This window comes from Cytophagia bacterium CHB2 (genome assembly GCA_030263535.1).
Classification (GTDB): domain Bacteria; phylum Zhuqueibacterota; class Zhuqueibacteria; order Zhuqueibacterales; family Zhuqueibacteraceae; genus Coneutiohabitans.
This window is the reverse complement of sequence record SZPB01000020.1, coordinates 1-19,417: the sequence shown is the minus strand read 5'-3', so window position 1 is coordinate 19,417 and position 19,417 is coordinate 1. Positions and strand designations below refer to the sequence as shown.

The window sequence follows — 19,417 nt, the reverse complement described above, 5'->3', positions numbered from 1 at the left end:
TCGCAAGACTTCAACCGCGAATAGGCGCGAATCTACGCGAATAAAAAATTAGCGTTCTTTCGCGTTAATTGGCGGTTCAAAAATTGGAAGCGTTATTCAAAAGGCGATCCTTGGCGCCCGAGCAGCGCGATTATAGCCCTACGGCTTCACCAGCAAATATCCCTGCATTTCCTGATGCAGCGCGGAGCAGAAGTTCGTGCAATAAAACGGGAACACGCCGGCTTTGTCCGCAGTGAATTCGATGACTTTGGTTTCGCCCGGATCCGCAACGATATTGAGATTGTACTCATTCAAACCAAAGCCGTGCAACTCGTCCGTGGTTTGCTCGATGTTGGTCATGTAGATCGTGACCTTGTCGCCTTTGTTGACTTCAACATTCCACGGCTCAAAACTGCTGCGCACCGCGACCATATAGACTTCGACGTTCTTGCCGTTGCGTTCCACGCGCGCATCCTTCACATCCCAAATCGCCTTGGGATGCTTGTTTTCTTCCTTGGGATAAACTTCGATGGGATTGAGCTTGTCGGCTTTGATGATCTGCGCGTAATGCGGCTCCGGCTCAGTGAAAGCATCATACAGCAACGCCATTTTTTCACCGCTGATGTCAATCAACTGCGACGACTCGGGTTGCGAGGGGCCAACGCTCAAATGCCGGCCATGCGAAAGCTTGTTGAGCGCGATTAAATATTTGCCGTCCGGGCTTTTGGTGTCGCCTTCCGCAGCAGTCAAATGGCCAATGTTGTACGAAATCGGAATCTTATCCACGACTTCCCACGTGCCGAGCTGCCACTTGGCCACTGCGCTCTCGACGAACAATGAGGTATAGGCAAAGCCTTTATCGTCAAATTGCGTGTGCAGCGGGCCGAGGCCGACGTTCACTTCGGCATCTTTCACGCTATCATAATTCAACACCGGCACACCATCTTCATTGCCGGTGAAATCTTTGTTTTGAATCGCGGTCAGCATTTTTTCAATATTGAACACCGTGGTGATGCTTTGCAGCTTGCCGCTAGCAACAATGTATTTGCCGTCCGGACTGACGTCCACGCCGTGCGGCGATTTCGCCGCGGGCAGCAGATAAACCACGCCCTCAGCCTCTTTCGGGTCGATCACCTTTGCGCCGCCAATCATTTTGAACTTGCCGTCCGCAATCGCCTTCTCTGCATTTTTCCAATTCACGGCCACAACATAATCGCGATCGTTTTGCGAGGCCGTTACTTCGAGCTTGCCGGTGGCGCGCTCGCTGTTGTAGCATGTCCAGAAGCCCCAGTCCGCGCTCGGGCCTTTGCCCGCGTCACCCAAATCATAGTTGAAGGGCGGCATCAACACTTCCCAGCCCAGCGTCATCTCACCGGTATTTTTATCTACTGCAATGCCTGCCACGATGCCTTTGAATTTCGTCGCATAGTCTTCAATTTTTTCATACGTGCCGCGCGGCAGTGGAATTGAAAAGCGCGAGCCGGCGAGCACGTATTCGGTATTCTCGGTCGTAAACGAGGAACAATGATTGCCGGAAACGTTTGCAATCGGCCCGAAAACTTGTTTGGTTTTGAAATCGCGCAGATCAATGCGCGCCATGCGGTTGTTGGCGTTGTCAGAAATGAACAGCCAGCGTCCGTCATAGTCGCCGTTGGTCTCGCTCAATGAGGGATGATGTGCATCGCCCCAGGTGAAGCCGCCCAGCATTTCTTTGGTTTCTTTGTCGAAACCATAGCCGGTAGCGGGATACGGCGTGAACACTGGAATGGTAACGAGGTGGCGCATGGAAGGAATGCCATAAACATAAACCTGCCCCGAATGCCCGCCGGATTTGAAAACGTAATACTCATCCAAGTCACCGGGCGCGACATACGTTTTGAGCGCCGCTTCTTGCAAATCCGAGCGCACGCCGGCGCGGCCGGCTTTTTTCTCGCCGCCGCAGCCCATGCCGATAATGACGCCCATGAAGAGAGTCAAGCCAATCCACAAGAGAATCTTTGAGCGCATGTGTTTCCTCCTTCAAGGAATAAAAAGTTGTGGGGTTAAGATTGCTTCGTTGTTTTCAACAAGGATATTTGGGTTATTGGGCGGATTCCGCTTGCTGTAGTTTCCTCTGTTCATACGCATAACGCATCTTGGCAATCGCTTCCTGGCGTTCCTCCGGCGTCAATGGAATCATGGTGGCAAGCACGACTTCCATCGTGCCCGTGGGCCGCATGAAAAAATCATCTAGCGTGCGGCCAAAACGCGATTGCACGTCTTCCACAGCCAGCGATAAATCCGGCCCGATTTGCGCTGCGGCTTCCACGCCCAGCGAAGAAACCGAATGGCAAACAAAGCAATTCTTTTTCACAAAGAATGAGCCTGGGCCTTCGCTCATGCGTTTCTCTTTTTCGATCTCTTCCGGCGTAGGAATATCACGCACGTTGTGATTGGGAAAATATTCGATCGGCAGATTGGTTTTCTTCCAGCTCATCACCAGCATCGTCAGCGCTTGCGCGTCCATGCTGGAGAAGTTGAAATTTGGCATCACGGTTTCCGGCACCAGTTCTTTGGGATTTTTGAAATGCGCCGCCTGCCAGGTGAACTCCGAATGAAAGCCTTTGATGCGTTCATAATTGAATTGCTCGGGAGATTTGTCGCCCTCCCACGTTAAATCCGGCCCGACCGTGCCGCCGCGGCCGTTGATGACGTGACACGCGCGGCAGCCTTTGTCATGCACCAATTGTTTGGCGCGATTGATATAGCCCGCGCCTTTGGTTTCTTTGTCATAGCGATGGCAGACGTTGCAGTTCATTTGCATCAGCGCCTTTTTGTCGCTGAGCACATAAAAATCGCCCAGTTCCTTGCCTAGCATCGGCTTTTCCCAATGCTCGACCAACCCGTGCGCGGCTTGCATATCCGTGGCGAAACCTTGCCCGCCGTGACAACTCGTGCAACCGTATTTGGCAACGGGATGCTTCTGCAAAATTTCTTTGGGATGCGTGCGATGCGGCTCCGGCGCGCTTTCCAGGCCTTTCCATTCGATGCCCTGATGGCAGGTCACACAGCGGTCGGCTTGGTTCAATTCCTTCACATAAATTTGCTGCAAACCCGTGGGCACGGCAGCGGCGCGCTCGGCGCCGAGCTTATCCGCAATCAGGCCGCGGAACTCGGATTGATACGCCTTCCATTCCGGGGTGAAATGGTCGTAAAAGCCGTATCCGCTCAGCACGAGCACCGCAAGACCGAGCAGACTCACGATGAGCTTGTCGGTCTTTACAAAGGTGAGTTTTTCTCGAATTGTTTTATGGTCCATGTCACTCTACCTAAAAGTTTGTAGTAGCGCCTTCAGGCGCAGAATGACCAGATTTTATAGATGCTTTCTTCATGCGCAAGGGCATTTGCTAAATCCAAAAGTTTAGCGCCTGAAGGCGCCACTCCGAACTAGAACTTCACCGGCATGTCGGGCCATGCTTCCCACGGCCAATAGAAATTCCAATACGGGCCGCGCAAAAACGTGCCGATGATCATGAACACGATGATCATTACGCAGATGCCGATGAAAACCCAATTTTGCGCGCTTCTTTCTTTCGCAAACCACACCCCTACAGCCTTGAGACTCGAGCGGTCGCGATACGGCCACCACACCGCCAGCGCCAGCAAAATACCCGGCAACAAAATGCCGCCGATGAGCGCGCCATTAATCGTGAACGAACCGATCTTGACGGTTGTGATGGTGACGATTTCTTGCAGCCAGAGAAAATACCACGGCGCTTTGGCGGGATTGGGCGTCACTGCAGGATTCGCCGGCGCTTCCAGTGGCGCGCGGAAGATAATCGCCAGTACGGTAGTCACGACAAAGGTCAGCAGCATCACCAGCCAAATACGGCGCAGAAGATGCGGCGCAGAAGACACGGTGTTTTTTTCCTCATCGATCATCGTGTTTTGCACGTGCACCGTGGCGCCGTTGGTAATGCCCAGCAGCGAATAGGTTTTGCTCTTCACCGGCGCGATTTGTTCCGGTTTTTGATCGAGGGCTTCGCGATCAGCAACGGCCAGGCCTCCGTCTTTGCGCACGCGCCACATGTGATAAGAGAACAGCAGCAGCACGATCATCGGCAGGAAGAACACATGCAACACATAAAAGCGCAGCAGCGTGTTTTGATCGATGGTGTTGCCGCCCAACAGGAAGAAACGCATAGCCTCGCCCACCAGCGGCGCAGAGCTGGCGATGTTCGTACCCACGGTGATGGCCCAATACGCGAGCTGGTCCCACGGCAGCAAATAACCCGTGAAAGAGAGCAGAAGAGTCGTGATCAATAGGACGAGACCGACAATCCAATTCAACGGCCGATTGGCGCCGACCGCGCCGCCGTTTTTATAAGCGCCGGTGAGAAACACGCGCACCATGTGCAGAAATACCGCAGCCACCATCAAATGCGCGGCAATGCGATGCAACGCGCGCATGAGCCAGCCGAACGACACCACAAACTCGATATCCTTTACCGAGGCGTAGGCGCGCTCCACCGAGGGCACGTAGAGAAACATCAGAATCACGCCGGTGAACACCAGAAGCAAAAACAGCGCGAACGAGATCGTGCCGAGCCATAGCGAGTAATTCCACGACAAGCTGGCCTTGCTGATTTTGTTGGGAAACCAATGCAGCAGGAGATTTTTGACGATGGCATCGCCCGCTTCTTTCTCGCTGCCGGGTTTCCACGTCCACGTGAGTCTGTCGTAGAGCTTCTTTGTTGATGCTGCTACAGGCATTCATTCACTCCCTTGTTTGTAGTAGCCCCTTCAGGGGCATGGAGGTTGCATTGAGGAAAGCGCCTGAAGGCGCGACTACGAACCTTACACCGTCAATCTAAAATTCTGTTCGACTTCGCTATTGAGATCAACCACAAGCTGGCCGTCATCGGGAGAAACCTCGAGCTTGTACCAATTCAGCGGTTCCGGCGCCGGGCCGGCGTAATTCGTGCCGTCTGCGTAGAATTTTGAGCCGTGACAGGGACAGTGAAATTCAAACGGAATCGTCTTCTTTTCGCCGCCCAGCTCGACTTGCTTGGGTTGATTGAGCTTGGTGTATTTCACGGTACAGCCGAGATGTGTACACGATCCGGAAATCGCATAAAACGATCTTCCTTCTTTGAAAACATAAAGCCGCTTGTCTTCGAGAAACGTCACGCCGTCGGCAAGATTGGCCGGCATGCCGATTTTGAATTTTTGTGGCGGCTCGTAGAGCACGTTGGGAATCAGCGCGCGAAACGATTGCCAGCCCAAGCCCGCAAAACCCGCGAGCATGCCGCCGAGGCCGAGCTTCTGCAGAAAGGAACGGCGCGTTTCGGTTTGCGCCTGGTTATTCGTTGATGTCGAGCCATTTTTTTTGAAGAGATTCATGTTCAACACACCTTTGAGGTTGATTCGCGCCTCTATCAGTTGGGTTGTTTCAATTCGTTGGAAAAATTTTCAACGCTTTGTTTTAAAAATCAGACCGGCAATTTGAGTCAGGATTCCTTTTCCTCATAATAAAACACCTCCATCGTCATCGCATCGGTGGGACAGCGAATGGCGCACAAGCCGCAGCGAATGCAGGTATCGTCGTCTTTCAACATCGCCGAGGCCGGTTGAAACGGATCGAGGTTGTACTGCTGCAACAAACTGCTTTTCATCGTCTCATCCAAATCCAATTGCTCGAAGGGCACCAGCTTCAAACAATATTCCGGGCAAATGTCGACACAGCGGTTGCACATCACGCATTTTTCTGCGTCGTAAATGGTTTGAATATGGCACGACAAACAACGCTCGGCTTGCTGCCGTGCTTGCGCTTCGTTATAGCCCTGTTCGACTTCGGAGATGCCGGTGCGGCGTTGCAAATCGATAGTTGGCGGCGCCTGCCGTTCCAACTGCTCGAAATCCTCCGGCCGCGTGAATTGGCGCGTGGGAATTTTTTCGATTAGTAAATTATAAAATGCCTGCGGCTTCACGCCGCGCAGATATTCATCAATCGAAAGCGCGGCTCTTTTACCATTCGCCACCGCGTCGATGATGTTGCGCGGACCAAAAGCCACATCGCCGCCCGCGAAAATTCCGGGCGCCGTGGTGCCCAGAGTTGCTGGATCAATTTTGATGAGCTTGTTCGGCGTCAATTCAACGCCATCCGAAGATTTGAGAAAGGAGAGATCGGTTTGCTGGCCGATGGCGAGAATCACAGAATCAGTGTCAAAAATTTCCGAATAGCCGGCGTCATATTGCGGATTGAAGCGGCCGTTTTCATCATACGTGCGCGTGACGCCGATGAACTCCACCCCCTTGACTTTGCCGTTGTCGCTGAGAAAGCGTTTCGGCCCGCGCTGCGGGTGAAACACGATGCCTTCGCGCTGCGCCTCTTCGAATTCTTCGTGACCCTGCGCCGTGCGCAACACTGGCATTTCTGCGAATGATTCCAGACTGGCAATGTGCACTTCCGCGGCACCGGCGCGCATGGCCACGCGCGCCGCATCAACTGCGGAATGAATGTCCGCAGGCTCCTCCTCCGGGCCGCCGCGTAATGCCATGCGCGCAGCATCAAAAGCGACAAAGCCGCCGCCAATCACCAAAACTTTTTTGCCGAGATTGACGCGATAACCGTTGTTGATGTTGATCAAATAGTCGATGGCTTTGATCACGCCGTCGAGCTGCGCGCCTTCGATATTCAAATCGCGGCCGCGCTGTGTGCCCACGGAAATGAAGACGGACTCATATCCCTGCTGCTTGAGTTCAGCAATGCCGAAATTTTCGCTCAAAGGCGTGTTGTAGCAAATCTCTGCGCCCAGGCTTTTGATTTTATCAATCTCCTTGTCGATCAAGCTGCGCGAGAGGCGATATTCCGGAATGCCGTGGCGCAGCATGCCGCCGGCGATATTCGTGGCCTCGAACACGGTGACGTGATAGCCCATCAACGCCAGATCGTGCGCGCACGAAAGCCCGGCCGGGCCGGAGCCGATGACCGCGACCTTCTTGTTCTTGACAATGTTCTTGCGCGTTTGAATCTGCACGGGCAGATGCCAGCGCCACTTGTTGCCAGCCTCCTGCTTGCCCGCAAACAACTCGTCCTGTTTGTCGGGCGCCAGCGATTCCACACCATACTTTTCGGTGACGAATCTCTTCAACGCGCGAATGCTGACCGGCGCATCGATCTTGCCGCGGCGGCAAAGATCCTCGCACGGCGCCGCGCACACGCGGCCGCACACGCTCGCAAACGGATTGGGCGAGCGCGCGGTGAGATAGGCTTCTTCGTATTTGCCTTCGGCAATGAGCTGCACGTAGCGCCCGGCATCGGTGCGAATCGGGCAGCCCATCTGGCAGGGCACGAGATTTTGCCAGAAGGCCAGATCGGGAATCTGTACGCAGTATTTCTCAGACATAATTATCCGATTTTTAGTTGTGGTATGATTTCTGGATACAATTATTATGCCTAAATAAGACTTTTTTATCTTATTTAAAATAATAAGAAGTTACGGCGGCTTTGCCTTCGGCTTTTCTCAAATTTGCAAAAATTAGGAGATTTTTCTCTCATTTTTGAGAAAAACCACCCCCTGCACCGCAACAACTCGGGGCTTCATGTGCGCCCAAAACCATACAAGGGTGAATTATGAGCCATATCTTTAGCCGGCAATGTGAATATGCGCTGCAAGCGCTGCTTTATCTTGCCGCGAAGACGCCCAATGAGATGACGTCCATCACAGAATTGGCAAACAATGTCAATCTGCCCTCGCCCTTTTTAGCGAAAATACTCCAGAACTTGGCGCATCGCAAATTGCTGCTCTCTTTCAAAGGCCGATCCGGAGGATTTAAACTCGCAAAACCGGCGCGCGAGATTACGCTGTTTCACATCATTGAAGCGCTGGATGGCAGCGACTTTTTGCACACCTGTGTGCTGGGTTTCCCGGCATGCTCGGACAAAAACCCATGTGCAACGCATCAGAAATGGGCGGAACTGCGCGAGGGGATCTCAGACATGCTCAAAAGCAGGAATATTGCAGATATGGCGCAGGATATGAAGCAGTCAAAATATCATGCCCTCTTCAAATGAGTTGACGGCGATCCTGTAATTCCTGCCCTCCTCGCCCGGGAAGCTCCTTCATTTTTTTATTTGCGCCTCCCACTCCTTGTTTTGCGGCTCTCCGCGTTTAGTCGAATGCATCTGCACATATTCGCCGATGCTTTGCAATTGCACAAAAACAAAAATCACACCGCCTTCAATTTGATCATAATGCCAAATTTCATACGCGTAGGAAAGCGCGTTATTCGAAAACCGTTCCACGTCGTCGGGCGGACCATAAACGAGATACACCCGTCCGCGATCGGTTTTCCAGCCGGCGCGGGTATAGTTTTGCAGATGCTGGTTGGCATAGGCCAGCCGGTTGTCATATTCAAGTTTGAATTCATTGTGCGCGGTGTTGGCGGTGGGATCGCGCTTTTGCCAGAAGGCCGTCAAGAACTGGCGTTTGGCCTCCGCACTCGTGAGACTCTTATATGCCTTTACCTCCTCCCGGTCAGCAATGTATTTTGCATGCGCGAAATGCTCATCCAATTCCTCCTCGCTTGCCATTCGATATTCCCGGCTCGCCCGTTGCGCTAGCCCTTCATGCGCCGGGGTTTTCGTTGAATCAGGATGATAAACATAAAAACGCTTGGAGGTTGAGTGCAGGATCGCCCGGTTCGAATCAACAATGGCAAATTCCAGGATAAAAACTCCGGTGGGAAGCGCAGCGATGTTGAACATGCCGGCTTCTGCACTCGCGGATTGTACGCGCTTGGTTTGCACACGGGGCTTTATCATCGGCGCAGGCTGGCCGTTGGCATCTAAAATTTGGCATTGTGTGCGATACGTGCCGGAGAATGAAGCCGGCGAGAGATTGTATGCTTCGACATAATAGTAAAGCAGCGGTGCCTCCGCGCCGAAAATGGCGTCCGGCTTCGGAATGACTTCCAAGCCGTTTTTATAAAAACGATTGGCTGCCTCCGGCGGGATACTTTTGATCGTGCTGGCCAGCTCGATTTGGCTCAAGCTCAGCCGGTCTGCGGGAAAATTGGACAGCGCGATTTCACGCGCTGCGGTTTGCGCTGCGCCCGGCGAGTGCAGATCTTCCAAAGACATCACAAAACGATAATTGCCCGGCGCTGTGACATAGCGCACAACATCCACCATGGCCTGCCCGGATTTTATCTCTGCAAGCGCGGTGACACGCTTCTCCATTTTCCAGGCTTCTTCCCGCCACAAGGAATCGTTTTTGAAAATGGAAAACCGAATCAGCGCCTGGGCTTGCCAATCACCGATTTCCGTTTCCTGGAATTTTAGGCTGGAAAGCGGCACAGCATAGTAAATCTCGGTATAAACTTGTGACGCATCATACCGAAAACAGGCCAGATCGAACGTTGCGTTCATTTGCGGGTATGCGGGCGTGACCAACAAAAAAGCCATCATACTCGCTGCAATTTTTGTTATTGTCATGAGGACTCACCAAAATTTGCTCAATCAATCATAAAATCGTTGCACGTCCGCGCACAGCGTCGCATTCCTCAGGCAAAAGCACAAAAGGCCGGCCCCCGCCGGGCCGGCCTTTGCTCTCCAGAAACAACCTCCCGCCTCTTCAGAATTTTACCTGGAGGGTAAACCACTGATTGTTGTCAAACAACTCGGTAAAACGAATGGCGTAGTCCAAATTGAACAGCAAGGATTGCCCGAGATTGAAGTTCATGCCGGCGCCCACCGAGGGGCCCCAGATGAAGTTATCCTTGTCGGAGGTGCGAATCTTGTCTTCGTCGGCGTCATAACCCAAAACATAGCTGCCGCGAATAAACATGCGGTCGTTGACGCTGTATTCGCCGCCGAACCGATATTCATCGAGCGAAAAATTGTTGTTCAAGAACGTGGTCATCAGCATGAGATTGCCGGTCTCGCCAAACTTGAGATTGTAGGACAACCCAATCTCCAGCGAGGTGGGCAATTCAAAGGACGACAAGGGAATGCGCGTATTCTCGCCTTCGGTATCCGGCCGGTCCGAAATATCTTTGGTGAAGACTTCCAAATCACCGCCATCAAATTTCATGTTCGGACCGATGTTCTTCAGCGCAACGCCAAGGTTCAGGCCGGTACCCGTGGCGTATTGCAATCCGAAATCGAACGCCAGGCCGTTGGCCGACTCGCGCATGATGCGCTCGGTGATAACCTTGACATTTGTGCCAAAGTGAATGCGATCCGTCATGGCGCGGGAATACGTCAGACCCAACGTCAAGAACGTGGGGGCGAACATTTCGCCCGTGCCGTCCGGACTCACTTCGGTGGTCACCGGAATCTCGCCGAAATCGAGCGATTTGATGCTCAATCCCAGCGCGCCAAAATCACCTGATTTGAAATTGCCGGCGACATAGTTGACGTTGACATCAGCGATATAGCGAAGATGGGAGACCATCACTTCTGCGGAATGCGGGCTGGCCGCCAAGCCAGCGGGATTCCAAAACATGGCCTCCAACCCGGATACGTGAGCGAGATTGGCGCCTCCCAAAGCTGTGCCGACCGAGCCGACCGGCAACAGGAGTTCCTGTGCACCGGCGGTTCCCTTTCGTTTTCCCGTGCCGGCAAAAGCCTGGGCAGCAATCAGGAGCACGCTGACAATAAGTACAACCTTATTCACTTTCATCTGTGTCACTCCTTTCGATTAAAACTTGTCCAGTCTTTCTTCCGGCATGAACACGGCAGCTTTGAGAACTTTCGCGCCCAACGCTCCCATGTCCACATGAATGAAATACATGCCGCTGGCAACCGGCACATCGCTTTCATTCCGCAAATTCCATCTGGCCGTGCCTGTGCCGAGCGTGCCTTGCTGCGCGCGCGCGGCGTCGTCGAGTGTTTGAATGAGATCACCCGCGAGTGTGAAAATTCGGACCACAGCGCCATCCGGCAGATGCGTGAGCGTCATGTAGCGGTCTACCGGATTGACTTCACCGCGATTCTGGCCCAGGTAGGGATTCGGAAAGATGTTGACCAGTTGCGCGGCGGATTTGGCAGCCTGGGCCGTCGCTTCGGCTTCGAAACCCGCAGTATTGAACGTGTACAAATCAACCGGTTGATTCGTCTTGGTCGACAGGATTTGGAAAATCGTTCCGGTCTCCGGCATAGCTTGATTGACATTCGCCGGGAAGGTTGGATCACTGACGCTGCCGGCATTGAAATTCACCAACACCATGCGCGCCATGATTTCGACGCAATCACTGCCGAATTCATAACCGGCCGGATTGGTCGTCACCGACGTGACAAAGGCTTGATAGCCCGCGTCGCCCGGGGATTGATTATTGGGCAGCATCCAATAAATCCAATCCGTCTCCGGATCATTATCGCCGCCGGAAATGGTATGATCGGTTCCCGACAAATCAAACACACCGTTCTCATTATTGTCGATGATGTAGGGAATCAAGCGAAGATCATCGCTGGGGTCGGGATTGCGGCTGTCGCCGATACGCCACAACTCGAACGGCACTTGTATGACAACATGATTCGGCAGACCTGAGAAATCTAGCGGATAAAGCGCAACACTCCCGGCAGCCGTAAAGCGAATCTCAAAATCATACGGAACAATTCTGCCCCAGCGCGCGCCATCGCGCGTGGTCCGCGAGATAAACAGTTCATAATCAAATCCACCGACTTCACCGGTTTGTATGCCCCAACGCCCGCCGCCGACTTGTTGATTGGCCGGAGGCCGGTCATTGACGTCAGCTTCCACTGGCAAACCATCCGACGTCGGGAAGCCGCTGGAGTTGAAGGCAAAGGCGCCCATCACCGGGGGAGTAATGGGGCCGGCGCCGTTGGCCGTACACAAAAATCGCTTGAAATCATTCGGCGGGCCAATCGCCTTCACCAGCAAACCATCGGCGATGGTATAGCTCTCGTCACCGGCCTGGTTGGTTTGATTTGACAGCACACGCACCGGCCCGGAGGGATCGATGCGCTCCAGATGCCAAACCGTCCGACCTTGAACGACTTCGAATATCACGCGATATTCGCGGCCGGTCACCTGGCTGGGATCCACCACGTACACTTCCAGTTGGCCATCGCTCAAGCTGCCGGTGGTGGTGTGTGTGGCATTGAAGGTGGTATCGGGACCAATCGCTGCAATCATTTGATTGAAGTTGGATTTGGTCTGCAATCCTCCTGCTGCCGGTTTCGGCTGAACGGTTATTGTCGTCATGGGTGATTCGAGAATGCGCGGAATGCCATGCGGATTATAACCGTAAGCCGTTACCACAAACCAATAGTTATTCCAGTTGCTCAAGGGATTGCCGCCCTGCAAAGCATTCGAGGTAATGCGATAATAGCGCTGCAGGCCCGTGTCCGGCGCCCTTTGCACCGTAGCTTCCACGGTTTCGCCGAATTCCTCGCTGAAGACAAAGTCCTTGATGTCGCCCACGCCGTCGGCGACGTCATAGGTGGCGAGTTTCAACACCGTCACACCCGGGCCAACAGTGGGTGCATCGACTTGATAAATGTTATAGCCCTGGAACGTGTAGTAAGTTGGATTACCTTCATCATCCACGTCGACTCTATCTGCGGCTTCATAGGATTCCACCGCGCCATCCCATGTCAACAGTACTTCACGATCCAAGTTGTGCACCGTCACGTTGGGAATCGAGGGCGACGGCGGCAACGCAAAGTTGAGATCATACGCCAGTTGCGCCGACACATCCGCTTGTTTCAGGCGCGTGACGCTGTTTTTCGCGTTGGTGCCCTGGGCAATGAGCACGGCGGCAACGATTTCCTGCACGCCCGGCTCACCAACTTCAGCCAGGCCGTCGCCGTCCGTATCAACCCAGCGATCCAACGTAAACGGGCCGGTGTTCATCAACATGCGCCGATCTGCGGGTTCAAGCTCAACGCCATCCACCCAGCCGGTGCCGGCCTCAGGATCGCTGACGTTGACGAACTTGGTCGGTCGTCCGGTGGTCGGATCAATAATTTCCACACCCAGGCCGTTGAGGCCGAGCATGAAGTTGTAGGCCTCCGAGGCCAATTCGGGATCTTGCGTATCCGGCGGGCCGCCGCGAATGTACTTGGCAAATGACGTCATGCCCAGGTTTTTGTAATCGGGGATTTTGCGCCCGGAAACATTGGCGGTGTCGCCCGGCGAAGGCACAATCGGGCCTTGAAAAAAGTCCGCGCCGATGGCTGGCGGCGGTTGATAATCCGTGTCATCGCCGTCATTCCAAAATGCCGCCAAAGACAGCGTGGTGTCGCACATCACCAAATCGTCATTCGAGTCGCCCAAATCAATATCAAACCACAAACCGACGTAGGCGTTCTCTAAGTTGTTCTGGCCTTTGTTGATCACCAAAAACTTGACGAACATCATGTCACCAAACGCATCGGGACGATTGAACACCCAGATGGTATTCTGCACTTCCAGGCCGATCGGCGGCGTGCCAAACAGGGCATGATCGCCGGGATTGCCGTCATTGTAAACCATCCACAGCATTTGGTCGCCAATGATGGCGGGAATGCGTTTGCCCGTGGCGCTGAGAATGGGGTTGCCATTCGCATCGCGTTGGATGGGCGCACCGAGTTGATAAAGATCTTCCACCCAGGCGGTGTAGTCGGGGTTGCTGAAGCCTTCATCCAACAAATCGCCCTTCTGGATTTTCAAAACCTGATGCCGCGGGCTGTTGGCATCGTCCGGCGTGCCGTCAGGATTGATATTGCCCGGCTGGAATTCATAGGTGAACTCGGCGCATGCCGTGCGAATCGCGCCATTGACCAATCCCGCCACCCAAATGCCGGAGGCGTAATCAATGGAATGGCCGCTTTGCCCGGGCCATTGCATGCCGAAGCCCACCGGATTGTTGTGGAAACACCAGGCGCCGCGATTATTCAAATAGTTGAAAATGCGGTTGCCGTCAACCGTTTCCACGTCGATCACGGTGGGTTTGGCCAGTGTTTGGCCCTTTTTTCCGCTCTTTTCCTCTGAGAAGCCGGGCTCATGCAGCAACAGCAGGCTCAGAGCAAGTATGAGGGGAATCGTTAGAAGATGAAAAATTTTTCTCATAATTAATCTCCTCTCCGGAACTCAGAGATTGAACTGCAAGCCAAGACGCAACTGCCGTGGCGGACCGACCATGAACGGGTTGCGCAGCAGGAATTGGTACAACGCCACGCCATTTGCTCCCCATTGATTGACGAAGTTCTGCCCGGCAACGGTGTCCAAATAGCCGTCGTTATCCGGTTCGCCCGTCCCGGGATAGACCCAGCTCGCATTCAAGGCATTGGTCAAATTAATCGCCCACAAGTAGGCCGTCAAATCAAGGCCGCTCAAGGTAAACGTCTTGTCGAACTTCATATCCAGTTGATACGTCCAGGGGCCGGTGGCCGAGCCGACCTGGCCGATGGGGAAGTAGCCGCTGGTGCCGCCAAAGACTTCGGTTTGCACGCGCACGGGCGTGTAGGACAAGCCGCTGCCAAACGTCAGCAACAGGTTCAATCCCACATTGCCCAACAGCTTGCCGCCCAGAATCATGGGGCCGTCTTCTTTGTTCGTGCGGAAATCAACGTTGACCGAGCCGGTGTGGCGTTGATCGAAGTCCAACGGCGCGACAAACGTCGGATCCCGGCCTTGCTGCCACGCGATGTTGTAAAACGTGTTAGCATCGCTGCCGGTGCCGGCGGCATATTGCAGAGTATAGTTCGCCGTGCCCGAGAACCGATTCGTGCGGCGCAACGTGAAGGTCATGGAAGTGCCTTTAACCGTGCCATAATCCTCGTTGGTATAAAGGGCATATGGAATCGGTTGGGCAAAATCCAAATTGCGCAGGCGGACGTAGTCACGAATTTCTTTGTAATAGGCAGTCACGTCCACTGCGGCATTATCGCCCAATTGATGCCGGAAACCCACTTCATAAGCCGTGGTGCGAATCGGCGCCAGGTTGGGATTTTCATTCGTAAAAAAGTTGCCTGATTGCAAATTCCAGGCATATTGAATCGTTGAAACGTACAGGCGTTGCAGCTCGGGGGTTTGCACGAACTTGCCGTATTGGCCGTGAAACACCGTGCGATCCGAAACCGGGAAAGATACGCCGACTCGCGGACTGAAGCTGGAACGCTTCTCGTTTTTTGTGAAATTCTCCTCCGCAAGATCGGTGATGCTGCCCGCTGCGGTGTTGGTGACGGTGGTGACGCGTTCGACATCCGCGATGCCGTCGTAAGCCGGATCAAAATAATCCCACCGCAAACCGAGGTTGAGCACCAAATCTTTCAGCTCGATCTTATCCTGCAAATAAACCGCGGCGATTTTCGGATGCTTGGCCGCGTTCCGGCCCAGCTCGGAATCATCCGCTTCGTTGCCAAAAATGTCGTAGCCAAAGGGATCCGCAAAGCGGAATTGATAGGCTTGCGCTGCCGTAATGCCGCCCTGGCCCACCTGCGCGAGATTTCCCGCCAGGGTGTGCAAATCTGCAGCGCCGTAACCGCCAATGTAATATTGGCGATAGGTATTATAGCGATATTCAAATCCGGTTTTGAGTTCATGTTCGCGACTGACTTGCCAGGTCAAATCACCCTTGGCGCCCCAAAACGACCAGTCTTGTTTCCAATAATCGCCGGGCTGGGTTCCCAGGCTGGCGAACAAATTGCCCGAACGCGGATCCAACCTGGGCCGGCTGCCGGTTTGCGTGATATACGGATTCACCAAACCATCACCCTGCGGGCCATACTGGCCAATGTCGGATCCGGGAGCATCGCCAACATTCCAGAAGTTGTCGCCAAAGACAATGCTCGAGCGCACAAAATCGTCGCGGAAGTAATTCGCTTGAAAGGTATAGAAAGCTTTCGAGCCGACGGTATGCGTTGCCTTGGCAAAATAGGAATCGCGGTAATTTCGTTGGCGCGGATTGTTTTGCGAGTTCCACAGCGAAAAACCCACGCCCGTGCCCGCGAGGTTGTTTTGATAATCGGCGCCCGGGGCATATCCGGTCAACAGGCGCAACTCTTCGCGCTGCGAATTGCCGCCCAGCTTGAATTGCAACGACTTGAAATCAATGCTCAGGTTGCCGTTCCACAGCCATTGCGACGAGGCGCGATCCGGCCATGGGCCTTGCTCGTCGAATTGATACTCTTTCAACAAACCGTCGGTATCATATTGCGGAAAGGCATCGTCCAAATTGTAACCGGTTGCGGAGGCCGCATCTGCAATGGTAATCGGATTGCCGTTTGCGTCCAGCGGGTTGCCGTTCGCATCCATCACCAGGCGTTGAAACGCGAAACCCGAAGGCGTCGCATCTTCCAAAAATCTTCTTTCGCCGCCCAGGTAGAATTTCACGCGCTTTTCGCTGAAACCGGGCACCGGCCCGCTGATCGCCAGGTTATAGACATTGTGACCGTAGGAATAGGTGCCGAGATGCTTGTCGGTCTGGCTCAGCCAAGTGTCCGTGATGATCTCTCCGGAAATGTTGTATTTGCTGCCGCCGGTTTTCGTGGTGGTCAAAATCACGCCGGAGTTGGCAAAGCCATATTCAGCATTGAAACCGCCAGCTTGATAATTGACTTCTTCGATAGCGTTATTGGCGAGATCACCCGAAGCACGGCCGGTGAGAGGATTGTTTTGATAAACGCCATCGATATATGTCGCAATCTCCTCACGGCGGCCGCCGCGGATGTACAGCCGCTCTCCGACCTTGACGACGCCGGCTTCAATACCAACCACATCGCGGAAACCGCGAACCGGCAAATTCTTGATATCCTCGGCCGTCGTGATGCGCACCGAATTGGTCGCGCCTTTGTTGACCAGAGGCCGCTCGGCAATAACCACAATTTCGCCCAGGGCCAGCGTGGTCGACGGCAAATCAAAATTGGCTTCGGTGGTCAAATCCGCACTAACGCGAACGTTTTGGATTAGAACATCCGTGTAGCCAATCAGACTGGCCTTGAGCGAATACGCGCCGACCGGTAAATTGAGAATGACGTATTCGCCGTCTAAATTGGCGGAGGCGCCATATGTCGTGCCAACAATGATAACATTGGCGCCCGGCAGGGGCTCGCCAGTTTCTTTATCTTTCACCACACCGGCAATTTTGCCCGTGGTGCCGGCATAAAGTAGAACTGGCCAGAGCAAAGCCACTGCTAAACACAGGAACTTTCTTGGCATGTTTGCCTCCATGAGAATACAAGTTGGGCAAGCCATTCAGCACTGCAACTGCGCAGACTTGCCGTGCAATGTGTGAACCCCCAAAAAGCGAGATCGCTTGAGCCTCACCTCCTTTCATGTCTCAAGCCGGCATACATAAGGGAAATTTTTGGGCATGTGGGCGGCGTGATCATTCAACGCGACGGCAGGGAAGCCAGCATTCCTGAAATCTGTTGCGGAAAATTCTGCCTTGCAAAAAGTAGGTGAACGGTAGAAATACTCCGCTTCGAGATTCAATGAAAGGCAACGGCGCTAAAAAAGTTGGAAGGCAGCGTCTGGTTGCGAAGGCTTTAGGGGACGCTGAAAAGGATGGAAACCGCTTCGGGCAAAAAACGACTCGACTCTGATGGACGCTCTTCGGCTTTGTCAAAAAATTGCCAAACCCTCTTACGTCCTCTTCATGAAAACCCCGGCATCAGACCGAGATTTTCATTCAACTCATTTTCCTAAAAAATTGATTCCTGCCCTCGCACTAGCATGTCTTTCATCTGTCGTATCAAAAATTCTAGCGAAACGACACCTCACTCAAATGTACTTCCGCAATAATTTCACATGCTGCAAAAATTCTCTAACGGCGCATTCATCAAAAATGGCAATCTTCATGCCCAAAACAGTCGACTCGGGCTTCACACACAGCATTCAATATTTTAAATAACTTAAATAAGCTGATTTTTAGCAAATTGGGTTTGCTTTCGCAGCCCTGAGAAAAATTTCCGAAAATTGATAACAGCCCAATCCTCGCGACGGAGCAACAAATGTCCAACGGAGAACTGACGCCCAGACAGTTTTTCATTTTCGGGCGGGCACGAATTGCACCGAAACAAAATATCCTTCCAGCGCATCTTGTGAAATACTTGGCAGCCGGTTCAGAACTTCACAATATTCCAATGATGGACTCGCTTTCATCTGATTCATCTTAACGTCCCTTTTTGAGATGTAATCTTACTTCGTCAGAGCATTTCCCTCTTCTCACCTTTCCCCGCGCCAGGGAAGCAAACGTGCCGCCCAGGCACAGAACAACAAAGATGCTAAACGCCGATCGGTCGCCCTTCATGAACAAGAGATGATTCGACGCTGTGATTTGAACCGGACCAAGATAAACGGCAAAGATCAACGTGGCGATGCCCATGCTGAGCATTTGTCCGGTGAGACGCATGGTACCCAACGTTCCCGCTGCGATACCGTAAAAGCGTTTTTCCACGGTGCTCATCACAGCGTTGGTATTGGGCGACGAAAACAACGCAAATCCCAGTCCCAGCAGCAGCAAACCCGCAACGATCGTTGCCAACGTGCTGTTCTCCTCCAAAAAGGTGAAAAGAAAAAGGCCGGCAGCGGAAAGGAACATGCCGAGAGAGGCGACCAGTCTCGGCTCGATGTGGTCGGAAATTCTGCCGGCGAGCGGGGAAAAGATGGCCATCATTAGCGGCTGCGCAACCAAAATGAAGCCCGCGGTTTGAGGCGGCAATGCTTTGATATATTGCAGGTACAGGCTCAAGAGAAAAGTCAACGCAAACGTGGCGCTGTAGTGAATCAACGCGGCGAGATTGGAAAACGCGAAGACGGTATTGCGGAAGAGTTGCATGCGCAACACCGGGCTTGGCGTTTTCATTTCCCATCGCACAAACGCGATAATTCCCATCACACCCAACGCGAGCAACCCCGCGCCTGATTGGGCCGGCAAAAAGGAGAATCCCAGCATCAGTGCGATCAGCGCAGTCATGTAAATGAGCGCGCCCGGGAAATCGAATTTTTCACCTTTGGCATCGGCCCATTCACCGTGCAGCGTTCGAACCAGGACAATCAACAGCACACCCACCGGTACGTTGGCAAGAAAGATGCTTCGCCATCCCAAATGCTGGGTGAGGAAGCCGCCCCAAAACGGCCCGAGCGATAATCCCAAATAAACCGCGGCCGAGTTGATGCCGAGAGCTTTGCCGCGTTCGCCGGGAGGAAAAACGGAAGTGAGAATGGCCACGCCCGTGCCAAAAATCATGGCGCCGCCGAATCCCTGCAGGACGCGCGCTGCGATCATCATGGCGCCGGAAATCGAAACGGCAGCGAGCAAGGAGGCGGCGGTGTAGATCGCAAAGCCATAACTGAACATTTTCTTTCTGCCGTGAATGTCCGCGAGGCGGCCGAAGGGAACAAGGAACATGGCAGCGGACAGCAAAAACGCCGTTGCCACCCAGCTCAACCTGACGACATCCATGGCAAAGTCGCGCGCCATCAGCGGCAGGGCGATATTCACC

At 53.5% G+C, this 19,417-nt stretch carries 11 protein-coding genes; 1 reads left to right on the top strand and 10 read right to left on the bottom strand.

The annotated features are described in order from the left end of the window. Positions 1–138: 138 nt before the first annotated feature. The 5 genes from nosZ to FBQ85_03840 form a co-directional block, all read right to left on the bottom strand. The gene (nosZ, locus tag FBQ85_03860) at positions 139–1,986 is read right to left on the bottom strand and encodes a Sec-dependent nitrous-oxide reductase (GenBank protein ID MDL1874292.1); all 1,848 of its coding nucleotides are present in this window, start codon (positions 1,984–1,986) and stop codon (positions 139–141) included. A gap of 73 nt (positions 1,987–2,059) precedes the next feature. After that, complete coding sequence (locus FBQ85_03855) at positions 2,060–3,277, bottom strand: c-type cytochrome (GenBank protein MDL1874291.1); 1,218 nt, start codon at positions 3,275–3,277, stop codon at positions 2,060–2,062. Between the two features lie 128 nt (positions 3,278–3,405). Next, complete coding sequence (locus FBQ85_03850; protein ID MDL1874290.1) at positions 3,406–4,731, bottom strand: cytochrome bc complex cytochrome b subunit; 1,326 nt, start codon at positions 4,729–4,731, stop codon at positions 3,406–3,408. Positions 4,732–4,815: 84 nt separating this feature from the next. Continuing rightward, positions 4,816–5,361, bottom strand: a complete 546-nt coding sequence (locus tag FBQ85_03845) for a ubiquinol-cytochrome c reductase iron-sulfur subunit (GenBank protein MDL1874289.1) — start codon at positions 5,359–5,361, stop codon at positions 4,816–4,818. Between the two features lie 107 nt (positions 5,362–5,468). Beyond that, positions 5,469–7,367 (bottom strand): 4Fe-4S dicluster domain-containing protein, encoded by a 1,899-nt coding sequence (locus FBQ85_03840; GenBank protein MDL1874288.1) that lies wholly within the window; start codon positions 7,365–7,367, stop codon positions 5,469–5,471. 227 nt (positions 7,368–7,594) lie between these two features. Here FBQ85_03840 and FBQ85_03835 point away from each other — a divergent pair, with 227 nt between their 5' ends. Continuing rightward, the gene (locus tag FBQ85_03835) at positions 7,595–8,035 is read left to right on the top strand and encodes an Rrf2 family transcriptional regulator (GenBank protein MDL1874287.1); all 441 of its coding nucleotides are present in this window, start codon (positions 7,595–7,597) and stop codon (positions 8,033–8,035) included. Between the two features lie 48 nt (positions 8,036–8,083). Here the strand turns inward: FBQ85_03835 and FBQ85_03830 are convergent, their stop codons facing one another. The 5 genes from FBQ85_03830 to FBQ85_03810 form a co-directional block, all read right to left on the bottom strand. Next, positions 8,084–9,457 carry a GWxTD domain-containing protein gene (locus FBQ85_03830; GenBank protein MDL1874286.1) on the bottom strand — a complete coding sequence of 458 codons (1,374 nt, stop codon included), beginning with the start codon at positions 9,455–9,457 and terminating at the stop codon, positions 8,084–8,086. Between the two features lie 139 nt (positions 9,458–9,596). After that, the gene (locus tag FBQ85_03825; protein MDL1874285.1) at positions 9,597–10,646 is read right to left on the bottom strand and encodes a PorV/PorQ family protein; all 1,050 of its coding nucleotides are present in this window, start codon (positions 10,644–10,646) and stop codon (positions 9,597–9,599) included. 18 nt (positions 10,647–10,664) lie between these two features. Beyond that, complete coding sequence (locus FBQ85_03820) at positions 10,665–14,039, bottom strand: hypothetical protein (protein ID MDL1874284.1); 3,375 nt, start codon at positions 14,037–14,039, stop codon at positions 10,665–10,667. Positions 14,040–14,060: 21 nt separating this feature from the next. After that, positions 14,061–17,165: a TonB-dependent receptor gene (locus FBQ85_03815; protein ID MDL1874283.1), complete on the bottom strand. Its 3,105-nt coding sequence runs from the start codon at positions 17,163–17,165 to the stop codon at positions 14,061–14,063. A 919-nt stretch (positions 17,166–18,084) separates the two neighbouring features. Further along, on the bottom strand, positions 18,085–19,417 hold a 1,333-nt coding region (locus FBQ85_03810; GenBank protein MDL1874282.1), incomplete at its 5' end, for an MFS transporter.

Excerpts from the sequence above, each read along its gene's own strand:
- nosZ (MDL1874292.1), bottom strand. The coding sequence starts at position 1,986 with ATGCGCTCAAAGATTCTCTTGTGGATTGGCTTGACTCTCTTCATGGGC.
- FBQ85_03855 (MDL1874291.1), bottom strand. The coding sequence starts at position 3,277 with ATGGACCATAAAACAATTCGAGAAAAACTCACCTTTGTAAAGACCGAC.
- FBQ85_03850 (MDL1874290.1), bottom strand. The coding sequence starts at position 4,731 with ATGCCTGTAGCAGCATCAACAAAGAAGCTCTACGACAGACTCACGTGG.
- FBQ85_03845 (MDL1874289.1), bottom strand. The coding sequence starts at position 5,361 with ATGAATCTCTTCAAAAAAAATGGCTCGACATCAACGAATAACCAGGCG.
- FBQ85_03840 (MDL1874288.1), bottom strand. The coding sequence starts at position 7,367 with ATGTCTGAGAAATACTGCGTACAGATTCCCGATCTGGCCTTCTGGCAA.
- FBQ85_03835 (MDL1874287.1), top strand. The coding sequence starts at position 7,595 with ATGAGCCATATCTTTAGCCGGCAATGTGAATATGCGCTGCAAGCGCTG.
- FBQ85_03830 (MDL1874286.1), bottom strand. The coding sequence starts at position 9,457 with ATGACAATAACAAAAATTGCAGCGAGTATGATGGCTTTTTTGTTGGTC.
- FBQ85_03825 (MDL1874285.1), bottom strand. The coding sequence starts at position 10,646 with ATGAAAGTGAATAAGGTTGTACTTATTGTCAGCGTGCTCCTGATTGCT.
- FBQ85_03820 (MDL1874284.1), bottom strand. The coding sequence starts at position 14,039 with ATGAGAAAAATTTTTCATCTTCTAACGATTCCCCTCATACTTGCTCTG.
- FBQ85_03815 (MDL1874283.1), bottom strand. The coding sequence starts at position 17,165 with ATGGCTTGCCCAACTTGTATTCTCATGGAGGCAAACATGCCAAGAAAG.